22 protein-coding genes are annotated in these 26,172 nt (G+C 66.3%); 13 read left to right on the forward strand and 9 right to left on the reverse strand.

The window, feature by feature from the left end:
- Nucleotides 1-1,239 carry a multifunctional CCA addition/repair protein gene (locus ACEN9Q_RS27040; protein WP_056442553.1) on the forward strand — a complete coding sequence of 413 codons (1,239 nt, stop codon included), beginning with the start codon at nucleotides 1-3 and terminating at the stop codon, nucleotides 1,237-1,239.
- A 20-nt stretch (nucleotides 1,240-1,259) separates the two neighbouring features.
- On the opposite strand, the gene ACEN9Q_RS27045 is transcribed toward ACEN9Q_RS27040, so the two are convergent.
- Nucleotides 1,260-2,180: an alpha/beta fold hydrolase gene (locus ACEN9Q_RS27045; RefSeq protein WP_495626649.1), complete on the reverse strand. Its 921-nt coding sequence runs from the start codon at nucleotides 2,178-2,180 to the stop codon at nucleotides 1,260-1,262.
- Nucleotides 2,181-2,282: 102 nt separating this feature from the next.
- Between ACEN9Q_RS27045 and ACEN9Q_RS27050 the strand changes: the two genes are divergently transcribed.
- Entirely contained in the window at nucleotides 2,283-2,741 is a 459-nt protein-coding gene (locus tag ACEN9Q_RS27050; protein WP_495629003.1) for a winged helix-turn-helix transcriptional regulator, read from the forward strand.
- A 59-nt stretch (nucleotides 2,742-2,800) separates the two neighbouring features.
- The gene (locus ACEN9Q_RS27055) at nucleotides 2,801-3,463 is read left to right on the forward strand and encodes a GNAT family N-acetyltransferase (RefSeq protein ID WP_495626650.1); all 663 of its coding nucleotides are present in this window, start codon (nucleotides 2,801-2,803) and stop codon (nucleotides 3,461-3,463) included.
- A 6-nt stretch (nucleotides 3,464-3,469) separates the two neighbouring features.
- On the opposite strand, the gene ACEN9Q_RS27060 is transcribed toward ACEN9Q_RS27055, so the two are convergent.
- Nucleotides 3,470-4,516: a LacI family DNA-binding transcriptional regulator gene (locus ACEN9Q_RS27060; RefSeq protein ID WP_082548021.1), complete on the reverse strand. Its 1,047-nt coding sequence runs from the start codon at nucleotides 4,514-4,516 to the stop codon at nucleotides 3,470-3,472.
- 254 nt (nucleotides 4,517-4,770) lie between these two features.
- Here ACEN9Q_RS27060 and ACEN9Q_RS27065 point away from each other — a divergent pair, with 254 nt between their 5' ends.
- The 5 genes from ACEN9Q_RS27065 (at nucleotide 4,771) to ACEN9Q_RS27085 (ending at nucleotide 10,580) form a co-directional block, all read left to right on the forward strand.
- Nucleotides 4,771-5,712, forward strand: coding sequence for an ABC transporter substrate-binding protein (locus tag ACEN9Q_RS27065; protein WP_495626651.1), 942 nt, complete (start codon nucleotides 4,771-4,773; stop codon nucleotides 5,710-5,712).
- Nucleotides 5,713-5,729: 17 nt separating this feature from the next.
- Nucleotides 5,730-7,238 (forward strand): sugar ABC transporter ATP-binding protein, encoded by a 1,509-nt coding sequence (locus ACEN9Q_RS27070; RefSeq protein WP_495626652.1) that lies wholly within the window; start codon nucleotides 5,730-5,732, stop codon nucleotides 7,236-7,238.
- 11 nt (nucleotides 7,239-7,249) lie between these two features.
- Entirely contained in the window at nucleotides 7,250-8,278 is a 1,029-nt protein-coding gene (locus tag ACEN9Q_RS27075; protein ID WP_495626653.1) for an ABC transporter permease subunit, read from the forward strand.
- A gap of 4 nt (nucleotides 8,279-8,282) precedes the next feature.
- Nucleotides 8,283-9,191, forward strand: coding sequence for a carbohydrate kinase family protein (locus tag ACEN9Q_RS27080; RefSeq protein ID WP_495626654.1), 909 nt, complete (start codon nucleotides 8,283-8,285; stop codon nucleotides 9,189-9,191).
- A gap of 162 nt (nucleotides 9,192-9,353) precedes the next feature.
- On the forward strand, nucleotides 9,354-10,580 hold the full coding sequence (locus ACEN9Q_RS27085) for a maltoporin (protein WP_495626655.1): 1,227 nt from the start codon (nucleotides 9,354-9,356) through the stop codon (nucleotides 10,578-10,580).
- Nucleotides 10,581-10,587: 7 nt separating this feature from the next.
- Here ACEN9Q_RS27085 and ACEN9Q_RS27090 read toward each other — a convergent pair whose 3' ends face one another.
- The 3 genes from ACEN9Q_RS27090 to ACEN9Q_RS27100 all read right to left on the reverse strand — a co-directional run bounded on the left by ACEN9Q_RS27090 (nucleotide 10,588) and on the right by ACEN9Q_RS27100 (nucleotide 13,840).
- Nucleotides 10,588-11,508 (reverse strand): carbohydrate kinase family protein, encoded by a 921-nt coding sequence (locus ACEN9Q_RS27090; protein WP_495626656.1) that lies wholly within the window; start codon nucleotides 11,506-11,508, stop codon nucleotides 10,588-10,590.
- Nucleotide 11,509: 1 nt separating this feature from the next.
- Nucleotides 11,510-12,721 (reverse strand): AGE family epimerase/isomerase, encoded by a 1,212-nt coding sequence (locus tag ACEN9Q_RS27095; RefSeq protein WP_495626657.1) that lies wholly within the window; start codon nucleotides 12,719-12,721, stop codon nucleotides 11,510-11,512.
- 75 nt (nucleotides 12,722-12,796) lie between these two features.
- Entirely contained in the window at nucleotides 12,797-13,840 is a 1,044-nt protein-coding gene (locus ACEN9Q_RS27100; RefSeq protein WP_495626658.1) for a LacI family DNA-binding transcriptional regulator, read from the reverse strand.
- Nucleotides 13,841-14,161: 321 nt separating this feature from the next.
- Between ACEN9Q_RS27100 and ACEN9Q_RS27105 the strand changes: the two genes are divergently transcribed.
- From ACEN9Q_RS27105 to axe2C, 5 genes are all read left to right on the forward strand, one after another.
- On the forward strand, nucleotides 14,162-15,433 hold the full coding sequence (locus ACEN9Q_RS27105) for a sugar MFS transporter (protein ID WP_056442585.1): 1,272 nt from the start codon (nucleotides 14,162-14,164) through the stop codon (nucleotides 15,431-15,433).
- Nucleotides 15,434-15,517: 84 nt separating this feature from the next.
- Nucleotides 15,518-17,758 (forward strand): glycoside hydrolase family 3 C-terminal domain-containing protein, encoded by a 2,241-nt coding sequence (locus tag ACEN9Q_RS27110; RefSeq protein ID WP_495626659.1) that lies wholly within the window; start codon nucleotides 15,518-15,520, stop codon nucleotides 17,756-17,758.
- A gap of 83 nt (nucleotides 17,759-17,841) precedes the next feature.
- The gene (locus tag ACEN9Q_RS27115; protein WP_495626660.1) at nucleotides 17,842-19,197 is read left to right on the forward strand and encodes a glycoside hydrolase 5 family protein; all 1,356 of its coding nucleotides are present in this window, start codon (nucleotides 17,842-17,844) and stop codon (nucleotides 19,195-19,197) included.
- Nucleotides 19,194-20,408: a glycoside hydrolase family 27 protein gene (locus ACEN9Q_RS27120; RefSeq protein WP_495626661.1), complete on the forward strand. Its 1,215-nt coding sequence runs from the start codon at nucleotides 19,194-19,196 to the stop codon at nucleotides 20,406-20,408. Before ACEN9Q_RS27115 ends, ACEN9Q_RS27120 begins: the two co-directional genes overlap by 4 nt.
- Nucleotides 20,408-21,460, forward strand: coding sequence for a bifunctional acetylxylan esterase/glucomannan deacetylase AxeC2 (gene axe2C / locus ACEN9Q_RS27125; protein ID WP_495629004.1), 1,053 nt, complete (start codon nucleotides 20,408-20,410; stop codon nucleotides 21,458-21,460). The genes ACEN9Q_RS27120 and axe2C overlap by 1 nt, the downstream gene beginning before the upstream one ends.
- Before the next feature lie 35 nt (nucleotides 21,461-21,495).
- Here axe2C and ACEN9Q_RS27130 read toward each other — a convergent pair whose 3' ends face one another.
- The 4 genes from ACEN9Q_RS27130 to ACEN9Q_RS27145 all read right to left on the reverse strand — a co-directional run bounded on the left by ACEN9Q_RS27130 (nucleotide 21,496) and on the right by ACEN9Q_RS27145 (nucleotide 26,046).
- Nucleotides 21,496-22,140 carry a hypothetical protein gene (locus ACEN9Q_RS27130; protein ID WP_056442599.1) on the reverse strand — a complete coding sequence of 215 codons (645 nt, stop codon included), beginning with the start codon at nucleotides 22,138-22,140 and terminating at the stop codon, nucleotides 21,496-21,498.
- A gap of 8 nt (nucleotides 22,141-22,148) precedes the next feature.
- Nucleotides 22,149-23,438, reverse strand: a complete 1,290-nt coding sequence (locus ACEN9Q_RS27135) for a hypothetical protein (protein WP_495626662.1) — start codon at nucleotides 23,436-23,438, stop codon at nucleotides 22,149-22,151.
- A 13-nt stretch (nucleotides 23,439-23,451) separates the two neighbouring features.
- Complete coding sequence (locus tag ACEN9Q_RS27140) at nucleotides 23,452-25,053, reverse strand: hypothetical protein (RefSeq protein WP_056442605.1); 1,602 nt, start codon at nucleotides 25,051-25,053, stop codon at nucleotides 23,452-23,454.
- Between the two features lie 492 nt (nucleotides 25,054-25,545).
- Nucleotides 25,546-26,046: an Lrp/AsnC family transcriptional regulator gene (locus ACEN9Q_RS27145; RefSeq protein WP_056442608.1), complete on the reverse strand. Its 501-nt coding sequence runs from the start codon at nucleotides 26,044-26,046 to the stop codon at nucleotides 25,546-25,548.
- Nucleotides 26,047-26,172 lie beyond the last annotated feature (126 nt).

Below are 26,172 nucleotides of genomic sequence, written 5' to 3' on the forward strand. Positions count from 1 at the left end.
ATGCAGGCCTATGTGGTCGGCGGCGCCGTCCGCGATGCGTTGCTGGGACTGCCCGTCCAGGACCATGACTGGGTCGTCGTCGGCGCCACGCCCGAGGACATGATCGCCAAGGGCTTCCGGCCGGTCGGCAAGGACTTTCCCGTCTTCCTGCACCCGCAAACGCACGAGGAATACGCGCTCGCGCGCACCGAGCGCAAGACGGCGCCGGGCTACCACGGCTTCGTGTTCCATACGTCCCCCGACGTCAAGCTGGAAGACGACCTGATCCGCCGCGACCTGACCATCAATGCGATGGCCCGCGCCGAGGACGGCACCATCGTCGACCCGTACGGCGGCTTGCAGGACCTGCGCGACCGCGTGTTCCGCCACGTGTCGGCGGCGTTCGCCGAAGACCCGGTGCGCATCCTGCGCCTGGCGCGCTTCGCCGCGCGCTTCCCCGATTTCACCGTGGCCGACACGACGCTCGCGCTCATGCGGCAGATGGTCGACGCGGGCGAGGTGGACGCCCTCGTGCCGGAGCGCGTGTGGCAGGAATTGTCGCGCGGGCTGATGGAGCAAAAGCCGTCGCGCATGCTGGCCGTGCTGCGCGACTGCGGCGCGCTGGCGCGCATCCTGCCCGAACTGGATGCGCTGTGGGGCGTGCCGCAACCGCCGCTGCACCATCCCGAAGTCGACACGGGCGTGCACATGATGCTCGTGATCGATTACGCGGCTGCACGGGGCTACGACCTGCCCGTGCGTTTCGCCGCGTTGATGCACGACCTGGGCAAGGGTGCGACGCCGTCCGAACACTGGCCGAAGCACCACGGCCACGAAGGCATGGGGCCGGAGCTGATCACGGCACTGTCCAGGCGCCTGCGCGTGCCGACGGAATGCCGCGACCTGGCCGTCATGACGGCGCGCGAGCACGGCAACGTCAGCCGCGCGCTCGACCTGCGCCCGAACACGATCGTCACCTTGTTCGAACGCTGCGACGCCTTCCGCAAGCCGGACCGCTTCGCGCAGATGCTGCTGGCGTCCGAATGCGACGCGCGCGGGCGCGGGGACGAACACCACGAGATGCGCAGCCGCGCGTATCCGCAGGCGCCGTACCTGCTGCGCGCGCTGGACGCGGCGCGCGCCGTGAACGCGGGCGAGGTGGCGGCGCGTCATGTGGAAAACCGTGAAAAGATTCCGGAAGCCGTGCATGCGGCGCGGGTGAGTGCCGTCAAGGCAGAGCTGCGCGACGCGCGCGACTGATCCCCGGACCGATACCGCCCTCAGGTGTTGCGCAGGAACTGTGCGACGAGCGTTCCGATCGTATCGGGCGCGTCTTCGATGCAGTAATGTCCGACACCCGGTAGCGTGTGTACTTCCGCCTGTGGAAACAGTTCGCCGAACAGCGGCAGGAAGTGCTGTGCATGCAGCGTGCGGTCGGCCAGTCCCCAGATCGCGAGAGCGGGCTTGAGCCCGATCGCCTGCCTGGCCGCCGTGCCGGGCGTCTCGAACCGGTGTGCGCCGGTGGCGAATCCCTTGGCCCAGCCGATCGCGCCGGCGCAGTTGGCAGGCGTGGCGTAATGCGCCGCATACGCGCGCAGCCAGGTCTCGTCGATCAATGCGTGGTTCTCGAAACCGTTGAGCTTGAGCGTACTGAGGATATTGAAGCCGAGTTCGCCGAGCACCGTCTCCAGCCGCTTTTCTTCATGCGCTTTCAGTATCCATTGGAACCACGGGGATTCCCGGGCGTTCGCCGCCAGCCGCGCCGCAAGGCTCTCCTGGCCAAACGGCGTGGGACCGTTGGCGGACACGATGCGCGCGATCCGCTCCGGATGCCGGGCCGCCAGGCCCATGCCCACCGGACCGCCGAAATCGTGCATGAGCAGCGTGATGCCGCGCAGGTCCAGCGCCAGCACGAATCGTTCGAGATTGTCGATGTGGTCTTGCAGCCAATAGCTGCGATCCGGCGGCGTATCGCTCTTGCCGAACCCCATGTGGTCCGGCGCGATGACGCGGTACGTCCCGGACAGGCTGGCGATCAGGCGGCGGAACATATAGCCCCAGGTCGGTTCGCCGTGCAGGCACAGGATGATTTCCCCGTCGCGCGGCCCCTCGTCGACGTAGTGCATCCGGAAACCCGGAGCGTCGCTGAAATGGGGGCGGTAGGAAAACGTGCCGTCGAAGGTGTCGTCTGATCGGATCATGGCTGTCTCGCAGTTCAAAATTGAATGGTTTTAAAATGAAACCATTTGCTTTATACGCCATGTGGTTTTAATATGCAACCATCAAGACAGCAGGGAGGGACGATGGTCAAGCGCACCAGTCACCACGACGTGCCGTGCGGCGTGGCGCGCCCGCTGGATGCGATCGGCGACGGCTGGTCGCTGTTGATCGTGCGCGACTGCTTTGGCGGCCTGACGCGCTTCGGCGAATTCCAGCGCAGCCTGGGGCTGGCCAAGAACATCCTGGCGGCGCGGCTGCGCAACCTGCTCGATCACGGGATTCTCGATGCCGTGCCGGCCGCCGATGGCGGCGCCCACCTGGAATACCGGCTGACCGACAAGGGCAGGGCCTTGTTCCCGTTGCTCGTCGCGCTGCGCCAGTGGGGCGAGGATTATTTTTTCGCGCCCGGCGAGGCGCATGTCCGGCTGGTCGACCGCGAACGTGGGCAGCCGGTGCGGCCCCTGGAGGTGCATGCCCGGGACGGCCGCCTGCTGGCGCCGGACGACACCATGGTGGACTGGAGCCGCGTCGGCGGACGTTGAAATACGTCGCGCATCCGTTACAATGGGTGAGTTTTTGTTGCGGTGCACAATCGATCATCATGCAGGACCATCCCCTCCGCCACTGGCTGAAAACCTTCTTCGGCAAGAAGGACGGCCAGACCGTGCTCGTCAAGGCGCTGCGCGAGCGCGACCGGCGGCGCGTGCTGCGCCACTTCCTGGCCCTCGACCGGGACGACCGCCTGCTGCGCTTCGGCAGCGTGTTGCCGGACGAGCAGGTCGAGGCGTATGTCGCGAAGCTCGATTTTACGAACGACATCGTGTTCGGCGTCTACAACCGCGTGTTCCAGCTGGTCGGCGTCGGCCATCTTGCGTTCACGTCACGCGAGGCGCATCCGGACAGCATCCATTACACGGACAAGGAAAAGGTGGCCGAGTTCGGCGTCTCCGTGTCGACATCGGCGCGCGGGCAGGGCGTCGGCACGCGCCTGTTCGAACGGGCGGCGATCCACTGCCGCAATTCCGACGTCGACACCTTGTACATGCAGTGCCTGTCGTCGAACCGCACGATGATGCACATCGCCAGAAAGGCCGGCATGGAGATCCGCCGCGACTACGGCGAGGCGGACGCCCACCTGCACCTGCCGCCGCCCAGCCCGGGCAGCGTGCTGGCCGAGGCGCTGGAAGAGCAGATCGCCAAGATCGATTACACGGTCAAGGCGAACGCGCGCGCCGCCGCCAGGTGGTTCCTGCCGAAACGCTGAACGTCCTCAGGCCGACTCGCGCGGCACCAGTCCGCCCGTAAAACGCTTGCGGTACGGCGCCGCGTCGGTGCCGTCGAGCTGCGCCTGCAGGCATGCCATCGCGGCCACGCCGATGGCGGCCACGTCCTGCCGGAACGTGGTCAGCGGCGGGTGCAGATAGGCGGAAATGGGCAGGTCGTCGTGGCCGACGATGGCAAGGTCCTGGCCGGGCACGAGGCCGAACCGCCGGCATGCGGACATCGCGCCGATCGCGAGCCTGTCGGTGCCGCAGGCCAGCGCCGTGACGCCGGCGCGTTTCCAGGCGCCGCTCGCGAGCCAGTCGAGCACGTGGCGGAACGCATACGCTTCGAAATCCCACGACGGCTGCGTGCTGGCGGGCACGATGTGCGGTTCCACGCCCGCTTCCGCCATCGCGTCCAGATAGCCGGCGAGCCGTTCTTCCGGCGACGGATGCGCGACGGGCGGCGCCCCCAGATAGGCCGGCCGGTGGCCGCGGCCGAGCAGGTAGCGGGTCAGCATCGCCATGCTTTGCCGGTTGTCGTTCATCACGTAGTTGCAGTCTTCGTGCACATAGCTGTCCATGTAGACGATGCGCATTTCCTGCTCCAGCCGCAGCAGCAGGTCGAGGTTGGCCTTCGATGCGACGGCGGTGAGGATCACGCCCGCCACCTTCATCGAGCGCATCGTCATCAGCGCCGCCGCTTCCTCGGCCGGGTCGTTGTACGAGCACTGGATGATCACGTCCATGCCGAGCGACTTGGCCTTCTCTTCGATCGCGCGCAGGGCTTCGGCGAAGAACGGCTCGTTCACGACCGGCAGGATGACGCCGACCATGCGCGAGCGCCCGCGCACGAGTGTGACGGCGTGCGGATCGGGCACGTATTCGAGCTCGCGGCATGCCTGTTCGATGCGGGCCAGCGTGTCGGCCTTCAAACCTTCGCGGTCGTTGAAATACTTCGACACCGTCGCGCGCGATACGCCGGCACGCGCGGCGACGTCGTGCATCGTGACCGGGCCGCCACGGGAGACATGGGCATTCTGCGCAGTTTTCATCAGTTTGTTTACTCGTGTAAAGTTCGCTCGCCACCGGCAGGCACGTCACCATCATAGCAAAAATACTTGCATGCAATAAGAGCGCACATTCTCCCGGCACGGGCACCGTTCCGGCACTGCGGAGCACATGTCGTTGTGATCACTCAACTATTAAAAAATCTTTAAAAAAATCTGTTGACGACAAAAAGTCGACACGTGTAAAGTTGTTTCATAACGAAGCATCAAGACACATAAAACAGCTCGGAGACATCGTCATGAAACGACAAGCCATGTTCGCCTGCATCGCGGCGATCGCCCTCTCGCTGGCCGCATCGGCCCAGGCAGCGGGCCCTTTGAGGTCCGTCGGCGTCGCCGTCAGCGACCTCGCCAATCCATACTTTGTCGCCATCGGCAAGGGCGCCGCCGATGCCGCCCGAAAGGTCGGCGGCGACAAGGTCCGGGTCACGACCGTCTCCAGCAAATACGACCTCAACACCCAGGTCGGCCAGGTCGAAAACTTCATCGCCAACAAGGTCGACATCCTCATCGTCAACGCGTCCGATCCAAAGGGCATCGCGCCCGTGCTGCAAAAGGCGAGAAACGCCGGGATCGTCGTCATCGCCGTCGACGTCGGCGCCGACAATGCGGATGCGACGATCATGTCCGACAACACGATGGCCGGGACCGAATCGTGCAAGCGCATCGTCGATCGCCTGCACGGCAAGGGCAACGTGGTGATCGTCAACGGTCCGCCCGTCACCGCCGTGACCGCGCGCGTGGCCGGCTGCAGGCGGGCGTTCGCCGGCACGGGCATCCGGATCGTGTCGGACAACCAGGATGCGAAGGGCAGCCTCGACGGCGGCATGGAAGTCATGACGAACCTGTTGATCGCGCACCGCCGCATCGACGCCGTGTTCGCCATCAACGATCCGTCCGCGATCGGCGCCGAACTCGCGGTCAAGCAGGCCGGGCGTGCCGACGTGCAGATGGTCGCGTCCGTCGACGGCGCGCCCGATGCGGAAGCGGCACTGAGGTCGAAGAACAGCATCTTCGCCGTCACCACCGCGCAAGACCCCTACAAGATGGCCACGATGGCCGTCGAGATCGGCTACGGAATCATGAACGGCAAGCGGCCGGCCAATCCGGTCGTGCTGATTCCCACGCCGGCGATCACGAAAGACAACGTGGCGGCCTACAAGGGCTGGGCCAGCCACTAAACCTCACAGGAGGAGACATGGCAACAATCAATCCACCACCCGTGCTGGAGGTATCCGGCATCCGCAAGCGGTTCGGCGCCGTCACGGTGCTCGACGGGGTTCAACTGACCGTCCGCCCCGGCGAAATCCACGCGCTGATGGGAGAAAACGGCGCGGGCAAGAGCACGCTGATGAAGATCCTGGCCGGCGTGTACCAGCCGGATGCGGGCGAGATCCGCGTGGGCGGCAAGCCGGTGCGCATCACCTGTCCGTTCGACGCGCGCGCCTGCGGCATCAACCTGATCTACCAGGAGCTGTCCGTCGCGGCCAACCTGACCGTCGCGCAGAACATCTTCATGGGCGCGGAGCCGCGCGGGCGCCTCGGCATCGTCGACACGGCGCAGATGAACCGGCGCGCGGCCGACGTGCTGAAAAGCCTCGGCGCGACGTTTTCTCCCACGCGCATCGCGAGCGGCCTCTCGATCGCCGACCAGCAGCAGGTCGAAATCGCCCGCGCCCTCGTGCACGACAGCCGCGTGCTGATCATGGACGAGCCGACGGCCGCGCTGTCCGAGCGCGAGACGGCGCGCCTGTTCGACGTGATGCGGGCCTTGCGCGACCGCGGCATCGCGATCATCTACATCAGCCACCGCATGGCCGAGGTGCGCATGCTGGCCGACCGCGTGAGTGTCCTGCGCGACGGCACGTGGATCGGCGAACTGACCCGCGACGAAGCGACGCCGGACACGGTCGTGCGCATGATGGTCGGCCGCGAACTCGGCGGCTTTTATGAGCACGCGCGGCGGCGCGCGCCGGGCCCCGTGCGTCTCAAGCTGACGGACGTGTGCGGCGCCAGGGTGCATCCGGCATCGCTGGAAGTGCGCGCCGGCGAGATCGTCGGACTCGCGGGCCTCGTCGGCGCGGGCCGCACGGAGCTGGCGCGCCTGATCTTCGGCGCCGACCGGATGGCCGGCGGCACGGTCGAAGTCGACGGCCGCGCGGCGGCCATCCGCGGGCCGGCCGACGCCATCCGCCTCGGTATCGCCTACGTGCCGGAAGACCGCAAGGGACAGGGCCTGTTCCTGCAACAGTCGCTGCTGGCGAACGTGACCATGAACGTCCTCGGCAAGCATGCGCGCTGCGGGGTGCTCCGCCGCGGCGAGCTGCTGCAGGTGACGCGGGATGCGATCGTCAAACTGTCCGCGCGCGGCGCGGGGCCGGACGGCATCATCGGCGGCCTCTCGGGCGGCAACCAGCAGAAGCTCCTGCTGGCGCGCTGGCTGGAGATCGGGCCGCGCGTGCTGATCCTCGACGAGCCGACGCGCGGCGTGGACATCGGCGCCAAGCACGAGATCTACCGGATCATCCACGAGCTGGCCGATGCCGGCGTGGCCGTGCTGTGCATCTCGAGCGAGCTGGCGGAAATCATCGGCGTGTGCGACCGCGTGCTCGTCATGCGCGAAGGCTGGCTGTCCGGAGAGCTCTCCGGCGCACACATCACCCAGGAAAACATCATGGCGCTGGCCACCCAGGCCCAGGCCGCATAGGAGACTCCATCATGCAAACTCTGAAATCCTCCCTCCCCACGGCGCGGCCCGCGGCCACGCACGGCGGCGCCAGGCAGGCCTTGTCGCGCATGTTCGCGACGATGGGCATGCTGCCCGTGCTCGTCGCACTGTACGTCGTGTTCTATTGTTTGACCGGGTATTTCGCCGAAGACGGCGTGTCGAATTTCGCGACGCTGGCCAACACGATGAACGTGCTGCGCCAAAGCTCGATCAACCTCGTGCTCGCGACGGGCATGACGTTCGTGATCCTCACCGGCGGCATCGACCTGTCGGTCGGCTCGGTGCTGGCGGTGTCCGCGGTGCTCGGCATGATCGCGTCGCTGCCCGGCCACGCGCCGGCGCTGGCGCTGCCCGTCTTCCTGCTGGCGGGCCTCGGCATGGGCCTGCTGAACGGCCTGCTCGTCGCCGTCTTCAAGATCAATCCATTCGTCGTCACGCTCGGCACGATGACCGCATTGCGCGGCACCGCGTACCTGCTGGCCGACGGCACCACGATCCTGAACCGCGAGATCCCGACCTTCGAGTGGATCGGCAACGATTCGTTCGCGGGCCTGCCGTGGCTCGTGTGGGTCGCCGTCGCGCTCGTGCTGGCCGCCTGGTTCATCCTGCGCCGCACGGTGCTCGGCATGCACGTGTACGCGGTCGGCGGCAATCCGCAGGCGGCGCGCCTCACCGGCATCAAGGTCGGCCTCGTCCTCGTGTTCGTGTATGCGTTTTCCGGCCTGTGCGCGGGCACCGCGGGTGCGATGTCCGCGAGCCGGCTGTACGGCGCGAACGGCAACTGGGGTTCCGGCTACGAGCTCGATGCGATCGCCGCGGTGGTCCTCGGCGGCACGAGCCTGATGGGCGGCGTGGGCACGATCTGGGGCACCGTCACGGGCGCGCTGATCATCGGCCTGCTGAACAACGGCCTCACGATCCTCGGCCTGTCGTCGTTCTGGCAGTACGTGGCGAAGGGCACGGTCATCGTGCTGGCCGTGATGCTCGATAAATGGCGTTATCAACAACAGGCGAACTAATACCATGCAAGAACAACGACTCCCCCGTTACGTCGTCTTCGGCGAAGCGCTGACCGACATGATCCGCCAGGACGACGGCAGCTGGCGCTCGCTCCCCGGCGGCTCCTGCTGGAACGTGGCGCGCGTCGGCGCGCGCCTGGGCCTGCACACGGGCTATGCCGGCGCCGTGAGCATGGATGCCTTCGGCGACGAGACCGCGGACGCCAGCGGCGCGGCCGGCCTGGACGCGCGCTTTTTGCAGCGCGTCGATGCGCCGCCGTTCATCGCGATGGTCACGTCGCGCCATCCGCCCCGTTACGTCTTCCTCGGAGAGAACAGCGCGGACCTGCACTTCCGGCCCGAGTTGCTGCCCGCCGGCTGGCTCGACGCGGCCGACGTGATCCACGTGGGCAGCCTGGCGCTGGCGCGCCGGCCGCTGGCGCGACGGCTCGTGGAGCAGGCCCTGATGGCGCGCCAGGCCGGCAAGCGCATCGCCTTCGATCCGAACTTCCGCAACGCGATGCGCGACGCGTCGTACCGGCCCACGTTCGAACTGATCGCGGGCATCGCCAGCCACATCAAGGTGTCGGATGAAGACCTGGAAGGCCTGTTTCCGGGCCTGGCGCTGAACGATGCCCTGGCCGCGCTGCGCGCGCTCGCGCCCGACGCCGAGATCCTGTTCACGCGCGGTGCCGACGGGCTGTCGCTGATCCGCGGCGATCACGTGCTGCACGCGCCGGCGCGCCGCGTGGACGTGGCCGATACCGTCGGCTGCGGCGACGCATCGATGGCGGGATGGATCAGCGGCATGCTGCTCCACCCGGAGATGCCGGCCGCGCGCCAGCTCGCGCGCATCGCGGCGGTGGCCGCCACGGCCGCGATGCACGCCGGGCCGTATGCGCCGACGGCGCAGGAAGTCGACGCCTTGATGTAGGGCGGGCACCCCGTGCCCGCGCGTGACCCGTGCGATGTCCCGGCGTTACGCGTGGGCGGAGGGCCGCCCACCCTGCCGTAATCCGATCCTGTTCCATTGACCTGCCGCGGCATCGCGCCGCGGCCGGACGGGGTTCACTTTGCCTAAAATTCAGGAGACAACATGCGCATGCCCGTCATCGCGCCGGCGCTGCTCGCGCTCGCGTACTGCTTTTCCGCGTCCGCCGTGGACGTCCAGAACTACCTGCGCGCCAACGCGGCCGCCAACAGCAAAGGCGGCGGCCAGACGTGCTTCGGCCTGGCCGGCGCCGGGGCCAAATACCGGTTGGGGAATGAATGCGGCGTCTATGGCGAGATGATGCTGGGCCAGCACCTGGTGGAGGGCGACGCCGGCGAACACGTAAAAGCCTATGCGATGCTCAACCTGGGTAACGAGGCCGCGTCCAACAATGCGAAACGGCCGGAAGGCGGCTGGAATATCGGCCTGCCGCAGGCCTATCTCGCCATCGAACACGTGAGCGGCCTGGGCGACGCCGCGCTGTGGATCGGGCGGCGCTACTACAAGCGCGAAGGCGTGAACGCCAACGACTTCCTGTACTGGAATCCGTCCGGCATGGGTGTCGGCATCGAGAACGTGCCGCTGGGCCCCATGCAGTTCAGCTACGCCTATCTGCACGACGACCAGCAGACGATGCCGATCATGCGCGTCGGCGACACGGCGAACCGCCACGATTTTCAACTGCGCGGCGTACCCGTGAACCCGGGCGGCACGCTGGAGCTGGGCCTGGCCCTGATCCGCAGCGACGGCGAACCCGGCCACCACGGCGGTTCGATGCTCACCGTGCAGCATCGCCAGCACATCCTGTCCGGCGCCGGCGCCAACCGCCTCGCGGTGCAATGGGGGACGGGCGCCGGCACGGACAACGGCGCGACGGGCGACATCGGCAACGGCAGCGACGTGCACCGGCTGCGCGTCGTCGAAAGCTGGTATGCGCAGGTCACGCGGCGCTTCGGCGGAGAGCTCGTCGCGGTCTGGCAGCGGGATACGGCCCACGATGCCGCCAAGGCGAAGACGTGGGCCTCGGCGGGCGGACGCATGTCGTACGGACTCACGGACCGCGTGAAGCTGCTGGCGGACGTGGGGCACGATCGCGTCGCGCCGCAGAACGGCGACGTGCGCCGCCTGACCAAGTTCACGGGCGCCGTCGCGCTGACGTCCGCGCCGGGTTACTTCGACCGTCCCGAACTGCGCCTGTTCTTTACGCACGCGCACTGGAACGAGGCCGCGCGCGCGGCCGCGCGGACGAACGATCCGCTGGCCGCGAACGGCATGTTCGGCACGACGCTGTCCGGCTATACCGTCGGCCTCACGTTCGAGAACTGCTGGTGACGGACGGTCAGGTGTTCATCGCCGCCAGCAGCGTATCGATCGCCGCCAGCGTGGGCGGCGTGGCGCCGGCCGCCAGGCAGGCCGCGGCGCCCGCCGCGACGGCGAAGCGCGCATGAGCGAGGCCGTCGCGCTCGGGCGCGTTCAGCATGCTCCAGGCCAGCGCCGCGATGCTGGCGTCGCCCGCGCCGACCGTGTCCACGGGCGTGATGCGCGGTGCCGCCACGTCCCAGGACCCGTCCGGCGTATGCAGCGAGGCGCCGGCCGCGCCCTTCGTGTACAGGTAGCTGGCATCCGGATTCCAGCCGCGCAGCGTGGCGAAGGCGGCGTCCGCGTCGCTCGTGCGCAGCAGGCCGACGAGGTCTTCTTCCGACACCTTGACGACGTCGGCCAGCGCGGTCATGCGGCGCAGGGTCGGGTCGTAGCGCTCGTCCATCAGGGCGCGGAAGTTCGGGTCGTAGCTGATGCGCACGCCCTGCGCCTTCAGGCTCTCCGCCAATGCGACCAGCTTGCCGGCCAGCGGCTGGCGCGCGAGGCTGATGCCGCCGAAGTGCGCCCAGCGGCAGCCGCCGGTCCAGCCCTGCGGCAACTGCGCGGCGTCGAAGTGCAGGTCGGCGCTGTCGTCGCCGACGAAGAAATAGCTGGGCGGGTCGAGCCGGTGCACGATGGCGAGCAGCGGCGATTTGTCCAGGCGCTGGAGGAAGCGCTCGTCCAGGCCCGCGCCCACGGTGGCGCGCCACAGCTGGTCGCCGAACACGTCGCGGCTGACGGCGCCGGCGAAGGCGCTGGGCGCGCCCAGCTTCGCCATCGCGCGCGCCACGTTCCACGTCGAGCCGCCCGTCACGCTGTGCCAGCGCGTGGCGGCGGGGTCGAGCACGATCATGTCCGTCAGGGCTTCGCCTGCCGCGACGAATACGGGAAAGTCGGCCATGTCAGTCTTTCGCGAGAACGGTCAGCACTTCGTAGCAGGCACCCATCGTGTGGTAGTCGACCTTGCCGGCCGGGCTCTTTTCGTCGGTGAACTTGTCGTTGGCCGGGCCGAGGATGCGGTACCAGGCGCCGTGTTCGTGGTCGACGAAATGTTCCCAGCTGTAGGCCCAGATGCGGTCGTACCAGGTCCAGTACGCACCGTCTCCGGTGCGCGCGCCGAGCAGCGCGGCGGCGGCCAGGCTCTCGGCCTGCACCCAGAAGTATTTGTCGGCGTCGCAGATTTCGTTCTCCGGTCCGAAACCGTAATGGATGCCGCCGTGCTGCTGGTCCCATGCCTTCGACAGCGCCGCGTCGAACAGTTCTTTGGCGCGCGGCAGCAGCCAGCCGGACGGGCCGGCCATCTTGTCCTTGTGGCGTTCCATGATGAGCAGCAGCTTGGCCCATTCCGTCAGGTGGCCCGGCTGGTAGCCCCACGGGCGGAAGATGTTCGTCTTGTCGTCGCGGTTGTAGTCCGGGTCGACCGACCAGTCGCTGTTGTAGTGTTCCCACACCAGATTGCCGTACAGGGCGGCCTGACGCACGGTGATGTTGTGGGCGAGCGTCTCCGCGCGCCACAGGAACTTGGTGTCGCCCGTCGCCTCGAACGCGGCCAGCATGGCTTCGCACGTGTGCATGTTGGCGTTCTGGCCGCGGTACGGGAACAGCGTGGACCAGTCGCCGCTCGCCTCGTCGGCATACAGGCCGTGTGCCGGTTCCCAGAAGCGGCGTTCCATCAGGTCGTACGTCTCGTCGAGCCAGGGGCGTGCTTCGGCGACGCCGGCCATCACCGCGTGGGCGTAGGCCAGCAGCACGAAGGCGAGGCCGTAGCAGTGGTTGGTGTCGTCGGTGACGCGCTTCTGTCCATCGTTCCAGTCCAGCTGCCAGGCGTAGCCGCCGGTTGCCGGGTTGCGGTGCGCGTCGCGCAGGAAGCGCAGGCCGTGCAACACGCGTTCGCGGTCGGCCGGTTCCTCGAACTGGCGCCACGCCATCGCGAAATTGAAGACGAAACGGGTGCTGCTCACCAGGTGGCGCGTGTGCGCGTCGTAGACCGTGCCGTCGTCCTTGTAGAAATGATAGAAGCCGCCGCTCGGGTCGGTGCAGCGGGGATCGTAGAACTGGCGGGTGTGGCGGATGTGCTGCAGCAGCGTCGCGCGGGATTGGAAATCGGGAAGCATTGGTCGGTCGTGGTGAGTGAATCGGTGAATCGCGCCGCGTCGTGCGAACGCGGGCGCCTGGGGGAGCGGGGCGGATTATTTGCGCATGCGGAAGTCCTCGCACACGGTGCTGGCGCGCACGACCAGTTCCACGGCCGCCACCTGTTCCAGCGGCGGGTCCTGCGGGCCGCGCAGCAGCAGCTCGACGCCCAGCGCGCCCAGTTCCTTCTTGTTGATGCGCAGCGTCGTCAGCGGGCGGTGGCCCAGCACGGCGCCGGGGATGTCGTCGAAGCCGACGATCGAGATATCGTGCGGCACCGTCTTCCCGGCCGCGAGGCAGGCGCGCATCGCGACGAGGGCGGCGGCGTCGTTGTAGCAGAACACGGCGTCGGGCGGGTGCGGCTGGTCGAGCAGGGACTGCATCGCCTCGTAGGCGCCGGTCTCGAGGTCGACGCCGTCCGGCAGGCACGTTTCCAGGCGCGGATCGGCCAGCATGCCCGCTTCGAACAGGGCCTGGCGGTAGCCGCGGTTGCGTTCGCGGATGCTGTAGTGGCCCAGCGAACCGGAGATCATGCCGATGCGTTCGCGGCCCAGCGAGATCAGGTGCCTGGTGGCGAGGTAGCCGCCCATGTGGTTGTCCGGATTGACGGAGCTGTAGCCGCGCAGCTTCATGTCGATCAGGACGAGGGGCTTGCCGCTGGCGCGCAGGGCGTTCAGCAGCTCGGGCTCGAAGAAGCCTGCGCACACGATGGCGTCCGGCGCGTGCATGCGCAGCTGTTCCGTCACGCCGTCGGCCGGGCCGACCGCCATGAACGACAGCACGATGCCCTGCTTGCGGCAGGCTTCCTCGGCGCCGTGCAGCACGGGCGAATAGAACGGGCTGCTGGCGGCCGTGTTGTGCTGGCGGTGCAGCAGGAACGTCAGGCGGCGGATGCGCTTGCGGCGCAGCTTGCAAAAGTCATAGCCCAATTCGTGGGCTGCCGACAACACCATCTGGCGCGTGCTCTCCGTGAGTCCGGGCTCGTTCTTGAGGGCGCGCGAGATCGTGCCGGCCGAGACGCCGGCGTACTTGGCCAGGTCGCGGATCGTGACCGGCGCCGGGCTGCCGCCCGCTGGGGTGCGTGAGGTGATGGGGTTCACACTGTCTCCGAAATCGTTGCCGCGATCGCCTGGGGCGTCGCTCTTCTGGATGGAGTCTTGCATATCGAAATCGCCTTGGTCAAACGCGAAGCTGCACTTCAAGTCAAGTTTAGTCGGCTTTACTAAACAGCCGTTTGCCCGGTATATTCTCAATCTAAGAAACCGATTTCATAAGAGGGAGGGAGTTGTTTAGTGACGACTGACTAAACTCGGCCGCGAATCGGTCGTCGCGTTTGACCCTTCCATTCTGCTTATGCAGAATATTTTTTACAAAAAAGTTACTGGTTTATAAGTTAGCGGTAACATCTCAAGGAGACTTGCATGGAACGCGCATCACAGGCCGCACTCGAGCCTGCTAACCGGGCCCAGCCCACGAGCTACACCTTCCCCCTGACCGTCGTCACCGCACTGTTCTTCATGTGGGGCCTCCTGACGTCGCTGAACGACATCCTGATCCCGCACCTGAAGTCGGTCTACAACCTGACGTACGTGCAGGCGATGATGGTGAACCTGGCCTTCTTCAGCGGTTACTTCCTGCTGTCGATCCCGGCCGGCGCGCTGATCCGCCGCATCGGCTACAAGGCCGGCGCCGTGGCCGGCCTGGCCGTGTGCGCCGTCGGCGCCGCGCTGTTCTATCCGGCCGCCACGAGCGTGTACGCGCTGTTCCTGTTCGCCCTGTTCGTGCTGGCCGCCGGCATCACGATCCTGCAGGTCGCGGCCAACCCGTACGTCACCGTGCTGGGCGCGCCCGCCACCGCGTCGAGCCGCCTGAACCTGACCCAGGCCTTCAACTCGCTGGGCACCGTCGTCGGGCCGCCGATCGGCGGCATCCTGATCCTGTCGCACATGACGGAAGCGGCCGATCCGGCCCACATGTCGGCCGCGGAACGCCTCGCGCAGGCGCAGGCCGTGCAGGGGCCGTACCTGGGCCTGGCCGCCACGCTGGCGGTCCTGGCCATCCTGTTCGCCGTGATCCGCCTGCCGATCATCCGCGACGAGGACGCCGGTCCCGCCCGCGGTTCGATCTTCAGCCAGAAGCGCCTGATGCTGGGCGTGACGGCGATCTTCCTGTACGTCGGCGCCGAAGTGAGCATCGGCAGCTTCCTGATCAACTACATGGGCGACCCGAGCATCGCCGGCTTCACGGCCGAAACGGGCGCCAAATACGTGGCCTACTATTGGGGCGGCGCGATGGTCGGCCGCTTCATCGGCTCGGCCGTGATGCGCTCGATCAGCCCGGGCAAGGTCCTCGCGTTCAACGCCGCCGCCTGCATCGCCCTGCTGGTGGCGACGGTCCTCGGCCATGGCCACGTCGCGCTGTTCGCCGTGCTGGCCGTCGGCCTGTTCAACTCGATCATGTTCCCGACCATCTTCAGCATGGCCGTGCATGAACTGGGCCCGCTGACGAGCCAGGGCTCCGGCCTGCTCGTGATGGCGATCGCCGGCGGCGCCGTCGTGCCGGTCATCCAGGCCCAGGCCGCGGACGCCATCGGCCTGCAGACGTCGTTCCTGATCCCGGCCGCGTGCTATGCGTTCATCCTGTACTTCGGCGCGAAATACGCCCGCATGTACGTGGACGTCAAGGCCGTCTGACCTCCGAACCCGTTGCCGCCGCGTGTTTGTGCCGCGGCGGCGGCACATACCTATAACGCTTCACCCCAAAGAGAGTTTCGTCCCATGCGCCTGAATCACCTGACCCTCGTCGCGGCCCTCGCCGCCGCCTTCCCGCTGTTCGCAACCGCCGCCGACAAGGTTGAAACCCCGGCCCAGAAACCGTGGATGAACCGTTCCCTGAGCGCCGACCAGCGCGCCGAACTGGCCGTCAAGGCCATGACCCGCGAAGAAAAACTGCGCTGGGTGTTCGGCTATTTCGGCACCTCGTTCGCCCCCAAGGGCACCACGCCGCCCAAGGCCGCGATCCCGTTCTCGGCCGGTTTCGTGCCGGGCAACCCGCGCCTCGGCCTGCCGGACCTGCTGGAAACGGACGCCGGTCTCGGCGTCGCCACCCAGGCCACGCCGACCCCGCGCGAGCGCACGCAGCTGCCGTCGGGCCTGGCCACCGCGTCGACGTGGGACCCGCAGGTGGCCTATGCCGGCGGCGCGATGATCGGTTCCGAGGCGCGCGCATCCGGCTTCAACGTGATGCTGGCCGGCGGCGTGAACCTGATGCGCGATCCGCGCAACGGCCGCAACTTCGAATACGCGGGCGAGGACCCGCTGCTGGCCGGCACCATCGTTGGCCATGCGGTGAAGGGCATCGAGTCGAACCACGTGATCTCGACCGTCAAGCACTACGCGCTGAACGACCAGGAAACGGGCCGCAATGAACTGGACGTCCACATCGACAAGGCCGCGTCGCGCATGTCCGACCTGCTCGCGATGCAGATCGCGCTGGAGCAGTCCGGCGCCGGCTCCGTCATGTGCTCGTACAACCGCGTGTACGGCACCTATGCGTGCGAGAACGACTACCTGCTGAACGAGGTCCTCAAGAAGGACTGGGGTTTCAAGGGTTATGTGATGTCCGACTGGGGCGCGACGCACAGCACCGTGGAAGCGGCCAATCACGGCCTGGATCGCCAGTCGGGCCAGGAATTCGACAAGTCGCCGTACTTCGGCGGCGCGCTGGCGGAAGCCGTCGAGAACGGCCACGTGTCGGAAGCTCGCCTTACCGACATGGCCACGCGCATCGTGCGCGCCATGTTCGCCAAGGGCGTCGTCGACAATCCGGTCGCGCAGGGCGGCACCATCGACTTCGCGAAGAACGGCGCGGTCAGCCGCGCGACGGCGGAAGAGGGCATGGTCCTGCTGAAGAACGACAACAAGCTCCTGCCGTTGTCGAAGGACGTGAAGACCATCGCCGTCATCGGCGGCCATGCCGACGTCGGCGTGCTGTCGGGCGGCGGTTCGTCGCAGGTGTATCCGGTCGGCGGCAATGCCGTGCCGGGCCTGGAGCCGAAGGTCTGGCCGGGTCCGGTCGTGTACCACCCGTCTTCGCCGCTGCGTCATATTCAGGCGCTGGCGCCGAATGCGAAGGTCGTGTACGACGACGGCCTCGACCCCGCGCGCGCCGCGCGCGTGGCCGCGCAGGCGGACGTCGCGCTCGTGTTCGCGACGCAGTGGATCGGCGAAGCGAACGATGCGGCGTCGTTGTCCCTGCCGGACAACCAGGACACGCTGATCGACAGCGTCGCCGGTTCCAATCCCCGCACCGTCGTCGTGCTGGAGACGGGCGGTCCCGTCGCCATGCCGTGGGTCGCCAAAACCCCGGCCGTGCTGGAAGCGTGGTATCCCGGCACCAGCGGCGGCGAAGCGATCGCGCGCGTGCTGTTCGGCGCCGTCAATCCGTCCGGCCACCTGCCGGCCACGTTCCCGGTCTCCGAGCAGCAGCTGCCGCGCCCGAAACTGGACGGCGATCCGAAACAGCCGGAGCAGCGCTTCACGGTCGAGTACAAGGAAGGCGCCGCGGTCGGCTACAAATGGTTCGACCAGAAGGGCATGACGCCGCTGTTCCCGTTCGGCCACGGCCTGTCGTACACGACGTTCAGCTATTCGGGCCTGGCCAGCCAGGTCAAGGATGGCCGCGTGCACGTGCGCTTCAAGGTCACGAACACCGGCAACGTCGCCGGCAAGGACGTGCCGCAGGTGTACGTGGCGCCGCTCGCCGCGAAGTGGGAAGCGCCGAAGCGCCTGGCCGGCTGGGACAAGGTCGCGCTGCAGCCGGGCGAATCGAAAGAGGTCGACGTCGTCGTCGAGCCGCGCATCCTCGGCATGTTCGACGAGAAGAGCAAGACCTGGCGCATCGCCAAGGGCAAGTACAAGCTGGTGCTGGCCGACGACGCCGCCGGCATGAACGCGACCAGCGTGACGGTCGACTTGCCGGCGTCCACCCTGGACGTGCGCGGCCGCCCGCAGCGCTGAGTTTTACCTGTTGCCGCCCGCCGGCCGGCGGGCGGCGCATGACCAACCACAACGACGCTTCTTGAGGGGCGCGAGGAGACTACATGGAACGCAAGTTCGGCAAGTTCGGCAAGTTCGGCAAGATCGCTTTGGCCGCCGCCCTGTTGGCGGCGGGTGCCGTCGGCATCGCCCACGCGGCGAACGCGAACAAGAATGGCTTCGTGGCCGTGAAGGACAGCCATTTCGAACGCAACGGCCAGCGCTACATGATCGCCGGCGCCAATTTCTGGTACGGCGGCTATCTCGGCGCGCCGTCGGGCGTCGGGCAGCGCGCCAGGCTCGTGAAGGAACTCGATCGCCTGAAGGCGCTCGGCATCAACAACGTGCGCGTGCTGGCGGTGTCGGAAAAGACGGCGATGAAGAGCGCCGTCAGCCCCGCCACGACGAGCGCGCCCGGACACTATGACGAACAGCTGCTGCAGGGCCTCGACTTCCTGATGGCCGAACTGGCGAAGCGCGACATGACGGCCGTGCTCTACCTGAATAATTTCTGGCAGTGGTCCGGCGGGATGACGCAGTACCTGAACTGGTTCACCGGTTCGCCCGCGCACGATCCGAACGTGAGCAAGGATTACGAGCGCTACATGGCGGAGAACGCGACGTTCTACACGAACGCGCGCGCCCAGGACGAATACCGCAACGTGATCGCCAAGATCGTCCAGCGCACGAACACGGTGACCAGGAAGCCGTACCGCGCCGACCCGACCATCCTGTCGTGGCAGCTGGCGAACGAGCCGCGTCCCGGCAACAGCAAATCGACGCCGCAGGAAAAGGCGACCTACATAAAATGGGTCGCGGACACGGCCCACTACATCCGCTCGCTCGACGGCAACCATATGGTCAGCACGGGCAGCGAAGGCCTCGCGGGCTCCGCGCAGGATGCGCAGTTGTACCTGGACGCGCACCGCACGCCGGACATCGCCTACCTCACGTACCACCTGTGGCCGACGAACTGGGGCTGGTTCGATCCGAAGAAGCCGGACGCCACGTGGGACGGCATGATGGAAAAGGCCAGCCACTACCTGAACGTGCACGTCGACTACGCGAAGCAGCTGGGCAAGCCGATCGTGCTGGAGGAGTTCGGCCTGAATCGCGACGGCGGCTCGTTCGACATCAAGGCCTCGACCAAGGTGCGCGACCGTTTTTATGACGCGGTCTTCTCGACGCTGGAGAAGCGCGCCGCGGCCGGCGATCCGGTCGCCGGCTGGAATTTCTGGGCGTGGGGCGGCGCGGGCCGTGCGGCCAATGCGGATTACTGGTGGAAGCCGGGGAACGATTTCGTCGGCGATCCGCCGCAGGAAGAGCAGGGCCTGTACTCCGTGTTCGACAGCGACGCCAGCTCGCTCGAGCTGATCGCCGAGCATAATAAACGCCTGAAGGCGATCGGAGCGAAGCAATGAAACGTGCCGTGAACCTGATGCTGGCGGCGTCGATCGCGGCCGCGCCGGCCGCCGCCTGGGCACAGAAATTCGACGGCCTCGCGGCCACGCCGCAGATGGGCTGGAACAGCTGGAACAAATTCGCCTGCAACATCGACGAAAAGCTGATCCGCGAGACGGCCGACGCGATGGTCAAGCTGGGCCTGAAGGATGCCGGCTACCAGTACATCAACATCGACGACTGCTGGCACGGCACGCGCGACGAACACGGCGACATCCGTCCCGACCCGCAGCGCTTCCCGTCCGGGATGAAGGCGCTGGCCGACTACGTGCACGCGCGCGGCCTCAAGCTGGGCATTTATTCGGACGTGGGCGACAAGACCTGCGGCGGCCGTCCCGGCAGCCGCGGCCATGAATACCAGGATGCGAAGACGTACGCCGCCTGGGGCATCGACTACCTGAAATACGACTGGTGCGAGAGCAAGGGTCTCAATGCCGTCGGCGCCTACACGACGATGCGCGACGCGATCCGCGCGGCCAACCGTCCCATCCTGTTCAGCATCTGCGAATGGGGCGACAACAAGCCGTGGGAATGGGCGGCCGACGTCGGCCACTCGTGGCGTACGACGGGCGACATCTACCCGTGCTGGGATTGCGAAAAGAGTGCCGGCTCGTGGTCCGCGTGGGGCGTGATGCGCATCCTCGACATGCAGGCCGGCCTGCGCAAGTACGCCGGTCCCGGTCACTGGAACGACATGGACATGCTGGAAGTCGGCATGGGCATGACGGAAGACGAAGACCGCGCCCACTTCTCGATCTGGGCGATGCTGGATTCGCCGCTCATCCTCGGCAACGACCTGCGTTCGATGCCGGACTCGGTGAAGAAGATCATCGGGAACAAGCAGGTCATCGCGCTCAACCAGGACCCGCTGGGCGTGCCCGCGCTGCGCTTCTGGAAACAGGGCCAGGTCGAACTGTGGGCCAAGCCGCTCGCCAACGACGAGTGGGCCTTCATGGTGCTGAACCGCGGCGAGGCGGCGCTGCCGTTGCATTACGACTGGAAGCAGAACGTCATCGTCGACGACATGAGCAAGCGCGAAGCCGATTTCAAACAGGCGACGTGGCACTGGACGGATGCCTGGACCGGCAAGACGGGCGACACGAGCCGCCGCCTCGATGCGACCGTGCCTGCGCACGGCGTCGTGCTGCTGCGTTTGAAGAAAGGCGCGTGATGGTCAGGCCGCTCGTCGCCGCGTTGCTGGCCTTGTGCGCGGCGGCGCCGGCGGCCGCCGAACAGACGATCGCCGCCAGCGATGCCCACGTGGCCCGCATGGGCCGCACGGTCGCGCAAGCCGATGGGTCGGTGCGCTTCGGCTATCCCGGCGTGACGTTGCTGCTGGCCGTCGACGGCACCCGCCTCGCCGTCGATGCGGCGGGCAGCGCAAACAGCCTCGTCGACGTGATCGTGGACGGCAGGCTCGCCACCACGCTGCATCTCGCGCCGCAAACGAAACGCTATGACGTGTTCGCGGACGCGGCGCCCGGCCCGCACCGCGTGGAACTCGTGCACCGCAGCGAGACGTGGCTGGGCGTGGCGTCCATCGCGCGCTTCACGGCCGACGGCACCTTTCTCGCCGCGCCTGCGCTGCCGGCGCGGCGCATGCTCGTGCTGGGTGATTCCGTCACGTGCGGCGCCGACATGGAGCGGGGCGCCGGCAACAAGGACACGCCGGACTGGTGGAACCCGCGCCTGTCGTACGGCATGCTGGCCGCGCGCGCGCTGGATGCGCAAGTGCAGCTGGTCTGCTACGGCGGCCGGGGCCTGGTGCGCAGCTGGAACGGCCGTACCGACGAATTCCAGCTGCCTGCGTTCTACGATCTCGCCATTGCCGATGCCGCGCATCCGGTCAAATGGAACCAGGCCGGCTACGATGCCGATCTGATTGTCATCGCGATCGGCACCAATGACTTCAACCCCGGCATTCCGGAGCGCGCGCCTTATGTCGACGCGTACACGGCCTTGCTGCGCCGTGTGCTGCGCGACCATCCGCACGCGCAGATCGCGCTGACGGAAGGCGTGCTGCTGAATGGCGACAAGAAGACGGCGCTGATCGGCTATCTCAAGGAAGCGGTGAGTCGGGTCGGCGCCGCGCGCGTCCACCTGCTCGCACCGGTGGCGTACCAGCCCGGTGACGCCGTCAACGGCCACCCGACGACGGCCCAGCATGCGGCCATGGCGGCCGAACTGCTGCCGCAGCTGCGGCGCATCGTCGCCCCGCTCTGATTCGCTTCGGAGAAAGCGGGCCGATTTGTCTTCGTTTACGGCCCGTTGCGTTCGATAATCTCCAGCCCACCGCTCATGTTCGACTGGATCTTACCGATGATCCACGTGGCACGTCCCATACGGACGAGTGCGGCACGCACGTCTTCCTCGTTCTTGTAGATGTTCGTGCACTGCATCTGGCACGCGTCGACGTTGTAATCGACGCCGCCACCAATGTACAAATCCACGAGGACTGGATCTTCCGCCTGCGCAAGCAAATCCTGCAGGGCGTACAGATCATCAGTGGAGACGGACTCATCCACCCAACGGTAATCGCGCGTGTGCGTTATCACCATCAGGGCGGTCGCGATAAAGCTGAAGCGCAAGAGCACCCTCAGGAGGCCGGTCCCAGCCAACAGCGCATCCTTCGTCTCGATTGCCGCGGCGCCGTAATGGATGGCTTCACCGGCCGCGAACGCGTCGGTCTCTTCCATGCCCAAGTCGACGCAAGGCTCGTCCAGCGGAATACCGTCGATTGCGAAGCGTTGACCATCTTCTACACCGACCCGGTACGGCTCGAGATACTCGTCTGGAATGTCGCCGGCCGCCGGCGAGTAAAGATCGGCCAAGTAGGCGGACACAAAACCGCGGTAGTAGTAATCGAGCTGGTCACGTTCGTAAGGGCGCGTCGGGAACATCATATTCCTCCTCAAGTCGTGGGGGCATCGGATGGCGGGAGAGCCGGCATCACTTGGCAAATCCAACCAACCAATTGCTTGCCGGGGATACGAATGAGCACCTCGTCCGACGATGAGTCGATCGACCGTCCGAGCATCGCAATTGGCCCCATGTGGGAGGCGATGCTTGCGTGGCGACGGTCCTCTTCGGAACACTGCGTGGCCCGGATTGTTGCATTGCGCACCAGTACGCATGCGATCGGCAATACCTCCAGCAGTTTGTTCTCGTCCTCTCCCGTTCCGCTGGCCAGCGATCCCTTGGCAAAGGTCGGTACAAACCAGTTTTCCAAATTCAATAACTGCGTGGACAGCCACGGCCGGCGGATGCTGAGGAGGCAGGTTTGAAGTTCCAGGCTGAACCCGCTGGAATTCGCCTCGTAGCCGTCCTGATCGACGTTGAGCCGAATGGAAAGCAACTGGTCGCGAAAACGCCGGAAACTGGCATCCCGTATGCCTGGATCATTGTTGATTTGCGGGCCCGGTACAACATGGGACCAGTTGGCGCCGGCAGGATGTATCCTGATTGGCCGCCCGGCCACGTTTGCGGGGCTGCCCAGGGCAAATGCGCGGCCCACGTTCGGCGGCATGGCAGGCGCGTCGCCCGCGACGCCCACGGAGAACTGCCCGGCCACGCCGTCGGCGAGCTGCTTGATGGTCTCGAGGTTTGGCTGTTGGTGCAGTACCGCGTGTAGTTGCAAGGGCGCCGTGCGCCACTTCGAGATCGGGCTTCCGTACGAGATCGGGGGGCGTGCCCCGCTTTCCGTTTGGCTTCGGTTTTCAACGTGGATGTCCGCCCACGCATCGGATGTGCTCTCGAACCAGTCGATCGGGTCGACTTCGATGCGCCGGTAGCGCGCCTCCGGCGACGCCGCGGCCGGCGGGTCGACGGAGTACAGCCAGTCGTCGAGTGCCGCGACGGCGGTCTGCCTGGCGGCTTCGAAGAGCGCCACGCCGTCGCCGTTAGCCGCGCTCCCGTCGACCAGTTGCTGGTACAGGGCGTCGATATCGAGGCCGGTGGCGCAGTACATCGCATTGGATACCAGCCCCACGCGGTTGGCTTGCCGGGCAATGAATTCGAGCGCGAGCAGTCGTGAAGTGCCTTGCGGCTGGGCTTGCACGGTCTCGAAGGTCGAGTCCGGGATCGGTTGCCCGAGCTGGAACGCCAGGAACGGCACGCCGACACCCGACGCCCTCGTTGCCTGGTAACGATCAAGCAGGGCGCCGCGCATCGCCTCGGTGATATCAGCGAAGTTGGCCGACATGATGGCGCCCTCGCTAGGCGTTTGGGCAAGCCGGGACGATGTCGCTCAGGAATGCGACGATCTGGGCACCGGGAATTTTCAGTACGCCCTTGTCGAAGGTCGTACCGAAGTAACTATGCGAGGAGGCCGCGGCGCGCGACCCGCTCGATCCCGATGACTCAGCGCTTTGGCTGCCGGCCCGCCCCCCGAAATTGACAAAGCCCAGCGCCACGCCGCCCATGCCGGCCGTCTCGGAAGTCTGCGTGGTGGTCTGGCCCTCGGCTGACGCATAGAACTCGCTGAGCACGGCCCCATCGCTTCCCCAATCCGTGCTGGACACCTCGACATTGCGCACCACGAGGACCTGCTGCGGGATCATCGGCAGCCATTTGTCCTGCGAGTCGGCCTGGCCGTCGATCGTGCCGTCGCTGATACAGTGCCGACCGCCGAGTTGCGGGATCTTCCAGTTCTGCAGGTAGAAGATGTCGCTCACCAGCCACGGCCGGTAGAAGCTGCACAGCGCGTACTCGAGCTTGATCGTCAGGTTCTTCGCGGTGTTATGGAAGACCGATTGGAGGCCGCTGCTCTGCGAGTTCTGGTAGCTGTCCTTGGTCTCTGCCTCGCTGTGCTCCCCGCCGACGGCGAAGAATCCGAACGACACCGCGCCGCCGCCGCTGCTGGACTGCGCCTCGCTATGCCAGCTATCGGATTCCGCGGAGCTCCAATTGGTGCTCGCGATATGCTGATATTGACTCTGTGTGACCGATAGCCCTTCAAAGCCCTCCGGGTTGGCCGGATCGCACCAGTTACTTGGTAACACTAGAGAATACGGCGTCGCTTCCGCGACGACGCCGGCAATACCGTCGAGTTGCCAAGCCTTGAATTTGTCGCGGGCCGCCTTGATGGCCATCTCGTTGACAGGAAGCGCCACCGAGCCCAAGGTGGCCAGCGCCGCCTGGATCTCGGCTTCGCCGGCCGCCGACAAGGCATCGCGCGCGTCATCGACGTCCTGGCGGTAGGTTCCTGCGGTCACTGCCCACTCGTTTTGCCGGCCCTCGCGAATCGCCGCTTCGGCGGCGACGGCGTAGTCGCCTTTGGCTTTGGCGTAGGCGCGGGCGAGTTTCAAATAGTTGTCGTAAAGCTCGGTGCGCCCCATCCTCACGCCGTCGGCGTTGACCTTGTAGAGCACTCGTGTAGCCGCATCCATCCTTGCCTTGACGTCATCAGGCATCGGCGGGGGCGGGTCGGCCTGCATGCCGTTGATAATCTTGTCATAGGCGAATGCCAGGTTGCGGCCGATCGGATACTGCCGGTATTTGCCATCCTTGGTTACTTCGAGCAGCGTGTTTGCCAGCAGGCAGGTTTTCCATGCTGCGGCGTTCTGTCGGCGCGCCTTGCGTTGCGCTTCTTCGCTACCCTGCGCCTGAGGATCGGGCGGCGGTACCTCGATCATGTCGCCTTGCGGATTCCAGGGATCGAAGTAGTCCGCCTTGATAACCGGCATACCGAGCACAAGCTGCGAATACACCATGGTGCCCAATGGGCGGTCGTTGGAGTCGGTTGGAATGCATTGCTTGATGCGGCCGATCAGATCGGCAAAGACGCCCAGGACGAGGGCTCCGGGTTCTCCATTCATGGTTCGGTCCTCCGCTGCCGGCCATGGGCCGGTGTGTGGTGCGCAAATCACGGCGCCGCCCGGATGCGCGGCGCCGGATACCTGCAGACCAACCTAGCAGCTTAGATTAAACGTGCCGGATCGATTGAGTTGTACTTGACGGAACTCAAATGGATATGGGGGACTGGTTGACAAGCCAGAGGTCTGGCAAAGGAACTGCACATGGCGACCATGTCCGCGAACACGGCCCAAAAAAAACCGACGGACCGGGCTGCGCCTGGTACATCGGAAAGAAGAGCCGGACCACTCCGGCTGGAGACGAACCGGCCGCCGCTCCCTGAGTCGCGGTGGCCGGGCCGAGACCAGATCGAGATTAGCGGCGATGCCGTGACGGGTCAAACGTGCGGGCATGGCGGCCCGCGTGTTTCGTGCTTATTACTAAACAGCAGACTCACGGCTTGCCGGCGTCACGCGTGGACACGGGGTGTCCACCCTACCGGGATAGAAATGCCGTCAAACGATGGGAAGCGCAGTCGTTTCCTTGATGCGCTGGAGGGCGAAGCTCGATTTCACATCCAGCACGGCCGGGTGGCGCAGCAGGGTGCCCATCATGAAGCGCGAGAAGTGGTCCATGTCTTCCACGTGCACGCGCAGCAGGAAATCCATCTCCCCCGTCATCGCATAGCAGGCCACTACTTCCGGCCAGGTCGACACGGCCTGGGCGAAGTCGAAGCGCGGCGACGTGGCCGGCACGCGCGCATTCGCCGCGCCTTCGCTGTGTTTTTCCAGGCGGACATTCACATAGGCCAGCAGGCCCAGGCCCAGTTTGTCGGGATCGAGCAGGGCGACATATTGCCGGATGACACCGGCCTCTTCCAGACGTTTGATGCGCCGCAAACAGGGTGACGGCGACAGGCTGACGCGCTCGGCCACGTCCTGGTTGGACAGGCGGCCATCCGACTGGAGGATGGCGAGGATTTTACGGTCGGTTTTATCCAGCTCTATTTTTGACATGAATTCTCCACGGCGGTCGCGTACGTCGCAATTTTATTGCGCAAATCGTTTAACGGGGGGAATTCATTGAAATTTAATGCTGGGGGTGCAGGTCTATACTGGCCCCAACCGAAACACGACAAACAT

Source organism: Massilia sp. Masssp93, assembly GCF_059491295.1.

Bases quoted from the DNA above. Each gene is read 5' to 3' on its own strand.
- ACEN9Q_RS27040 (WP_056442553.1), top strand. From the start codon at position 1: ATGCAGGCCTATGTGGTCGGCGGCGCCGTCCGCGATGCGTTGCTGGGA.
- ACEN9Q_RS27045 (WP_495626649.1), bottom strand. From the start codon at position 2,180: ATGATCCGATCAGACGACACCTTCGACGGCACGTTTTCCTACCGCCCC.
- ACEN9Q_RS27050 (WP_495629003.1), top strand. From the start codon at position 2,283: ATGGTCAAGCGCACCAGTCACCACGACGTGCCGTGCGGCGTGGCGCGC.
- ACEN9Q_RS27055 (WP_495626650.1), top strand. From the start codon at position 2,801: ATGCAGGACCATCCCCTCCGCCACTGGCTGAAAACCTTCTTCGGCAAG.
- ACEN9Q_RS27060 (WP_082548021.1), bottom strand. From the start codon at position 4,516: ATGAAAACTGCGCAGAATGCCCATGTCTCCCGTGGCGGCCCGGTCACG.
- ACEN9Q_RS27065 (WP_495626651.1), top strand. From the start codon at position 4,771: ATGAAACGACAAGCCATGTTCGCCTGCATCGCGGCGATCGCCCTCTCG.
- ACEN9Q_RS27070 (WP_495626652.1), top strand. From the start codon at position 5,730: ATGGCAACAATCAATCCACCACCCGTGCTGGAGGTATCCGGCATCCGC.
- ACEN9Q_RS27075 (WP_495626653.1), top strand. From the start codon at position 7,250: ATGCAAACTCTGAAATCCTCCCTCCCCACGGCGCGGCCCGCGGCCACG.
- ACEN9Q_RS27080 (WP_495626654.1), top strand. From the start codon at position 8,283: ATGCAAGAACAACGACTCCCCCGTTACGTCGTCTTCGGCGAAGCGCTG.
- ACEN9Q_RS27085 (WP_495626655.1), top strand. From the start codon at position 9,354: ATGCGCATGCCCGTCATCGCGCCGGCGCTGCTCGCGCTCGCGTACTGC.
- ACEN9Q_RS27090 (WP_495626656.1), bottom strand. From the start codon at position 11,508: ATGGCCGACTTTCCCGTATTCGTCGCGGCAGGCGAAGCCCTGACGGAC.
- ACEN9Q_RS27095 (WP_495626657.1), bottom strand. From the start codon at position 12,721: ATGCTTCCCGATTTCCAATCCCGCGCGACGCTGCTGCAGCACATCCGC.
- ACEN9Q_RS27105 (WP_056442585.1), top strand. From the start codon at position 14,162: ATGGAACGCGCATCACAGGCCGCACTCGAGCCTGCTAACCGGGCCCAG.
- ACEN9Q_RS27110 (WP_495626659.1), top strand. From the start codon at position 15,518: ATGCGCCTGAATCACCTGACCCTCGTCGCGGCCCTCGCCGCCGCCTTC.
- ACEN9Q_RS27115 (WP_495626660.1), top strand. From the start codon at position 17,842: ATGGAACGCAAGTTCGGCAAGTTCGGCAAGTTCGGCAAGATCGCTTTG.
- ACEN9Q_RS27120 (WP_495626661.1), top strand. From the start codon at position 19,194: ATGAAACGTGCCGTGAACCTGATGCTGGCGGCGTCGATCGCGGCCGCG.
- axe2C (WP_495629004.1), top strand. From the start codon at position 20,408: ATGGTCAGGCCGCTCGTCGCCGCGTTGCTGGCCTTGTGCGCGGCGGCG.
- ACEN9Q_RS27130 (WP_056442599.1), bottom strand. From the start codon at position 22,140: ATGATGTTCCCGACGCGCCCTTACGAACGTGACCAGCTCGATTACTAC.
- ACEN9Q_RS27135 (WP_495626662.1), bottom strand. From the start codon at position 23,438: ATGTCGGCCAACTTCGCTGATATCACCGAGGCGATGCGCGGCGCCCTG.
- ACEN9Q_RS27140 (WP_056442605.1), bottom strand. From the start codon at position 25,053: ATGAATGGAGAACCCGGAGCCCTCGTCCTGGGCGTCTTTGCCGATCTG.
- ACEN9Q_RS27145 (WP_056442608.1), bottom strand. From the start codon at position 26,046: ATGTCAAAAATAGAGCTGGATAAAACCGACCGTAAAATCCTCGCCATC.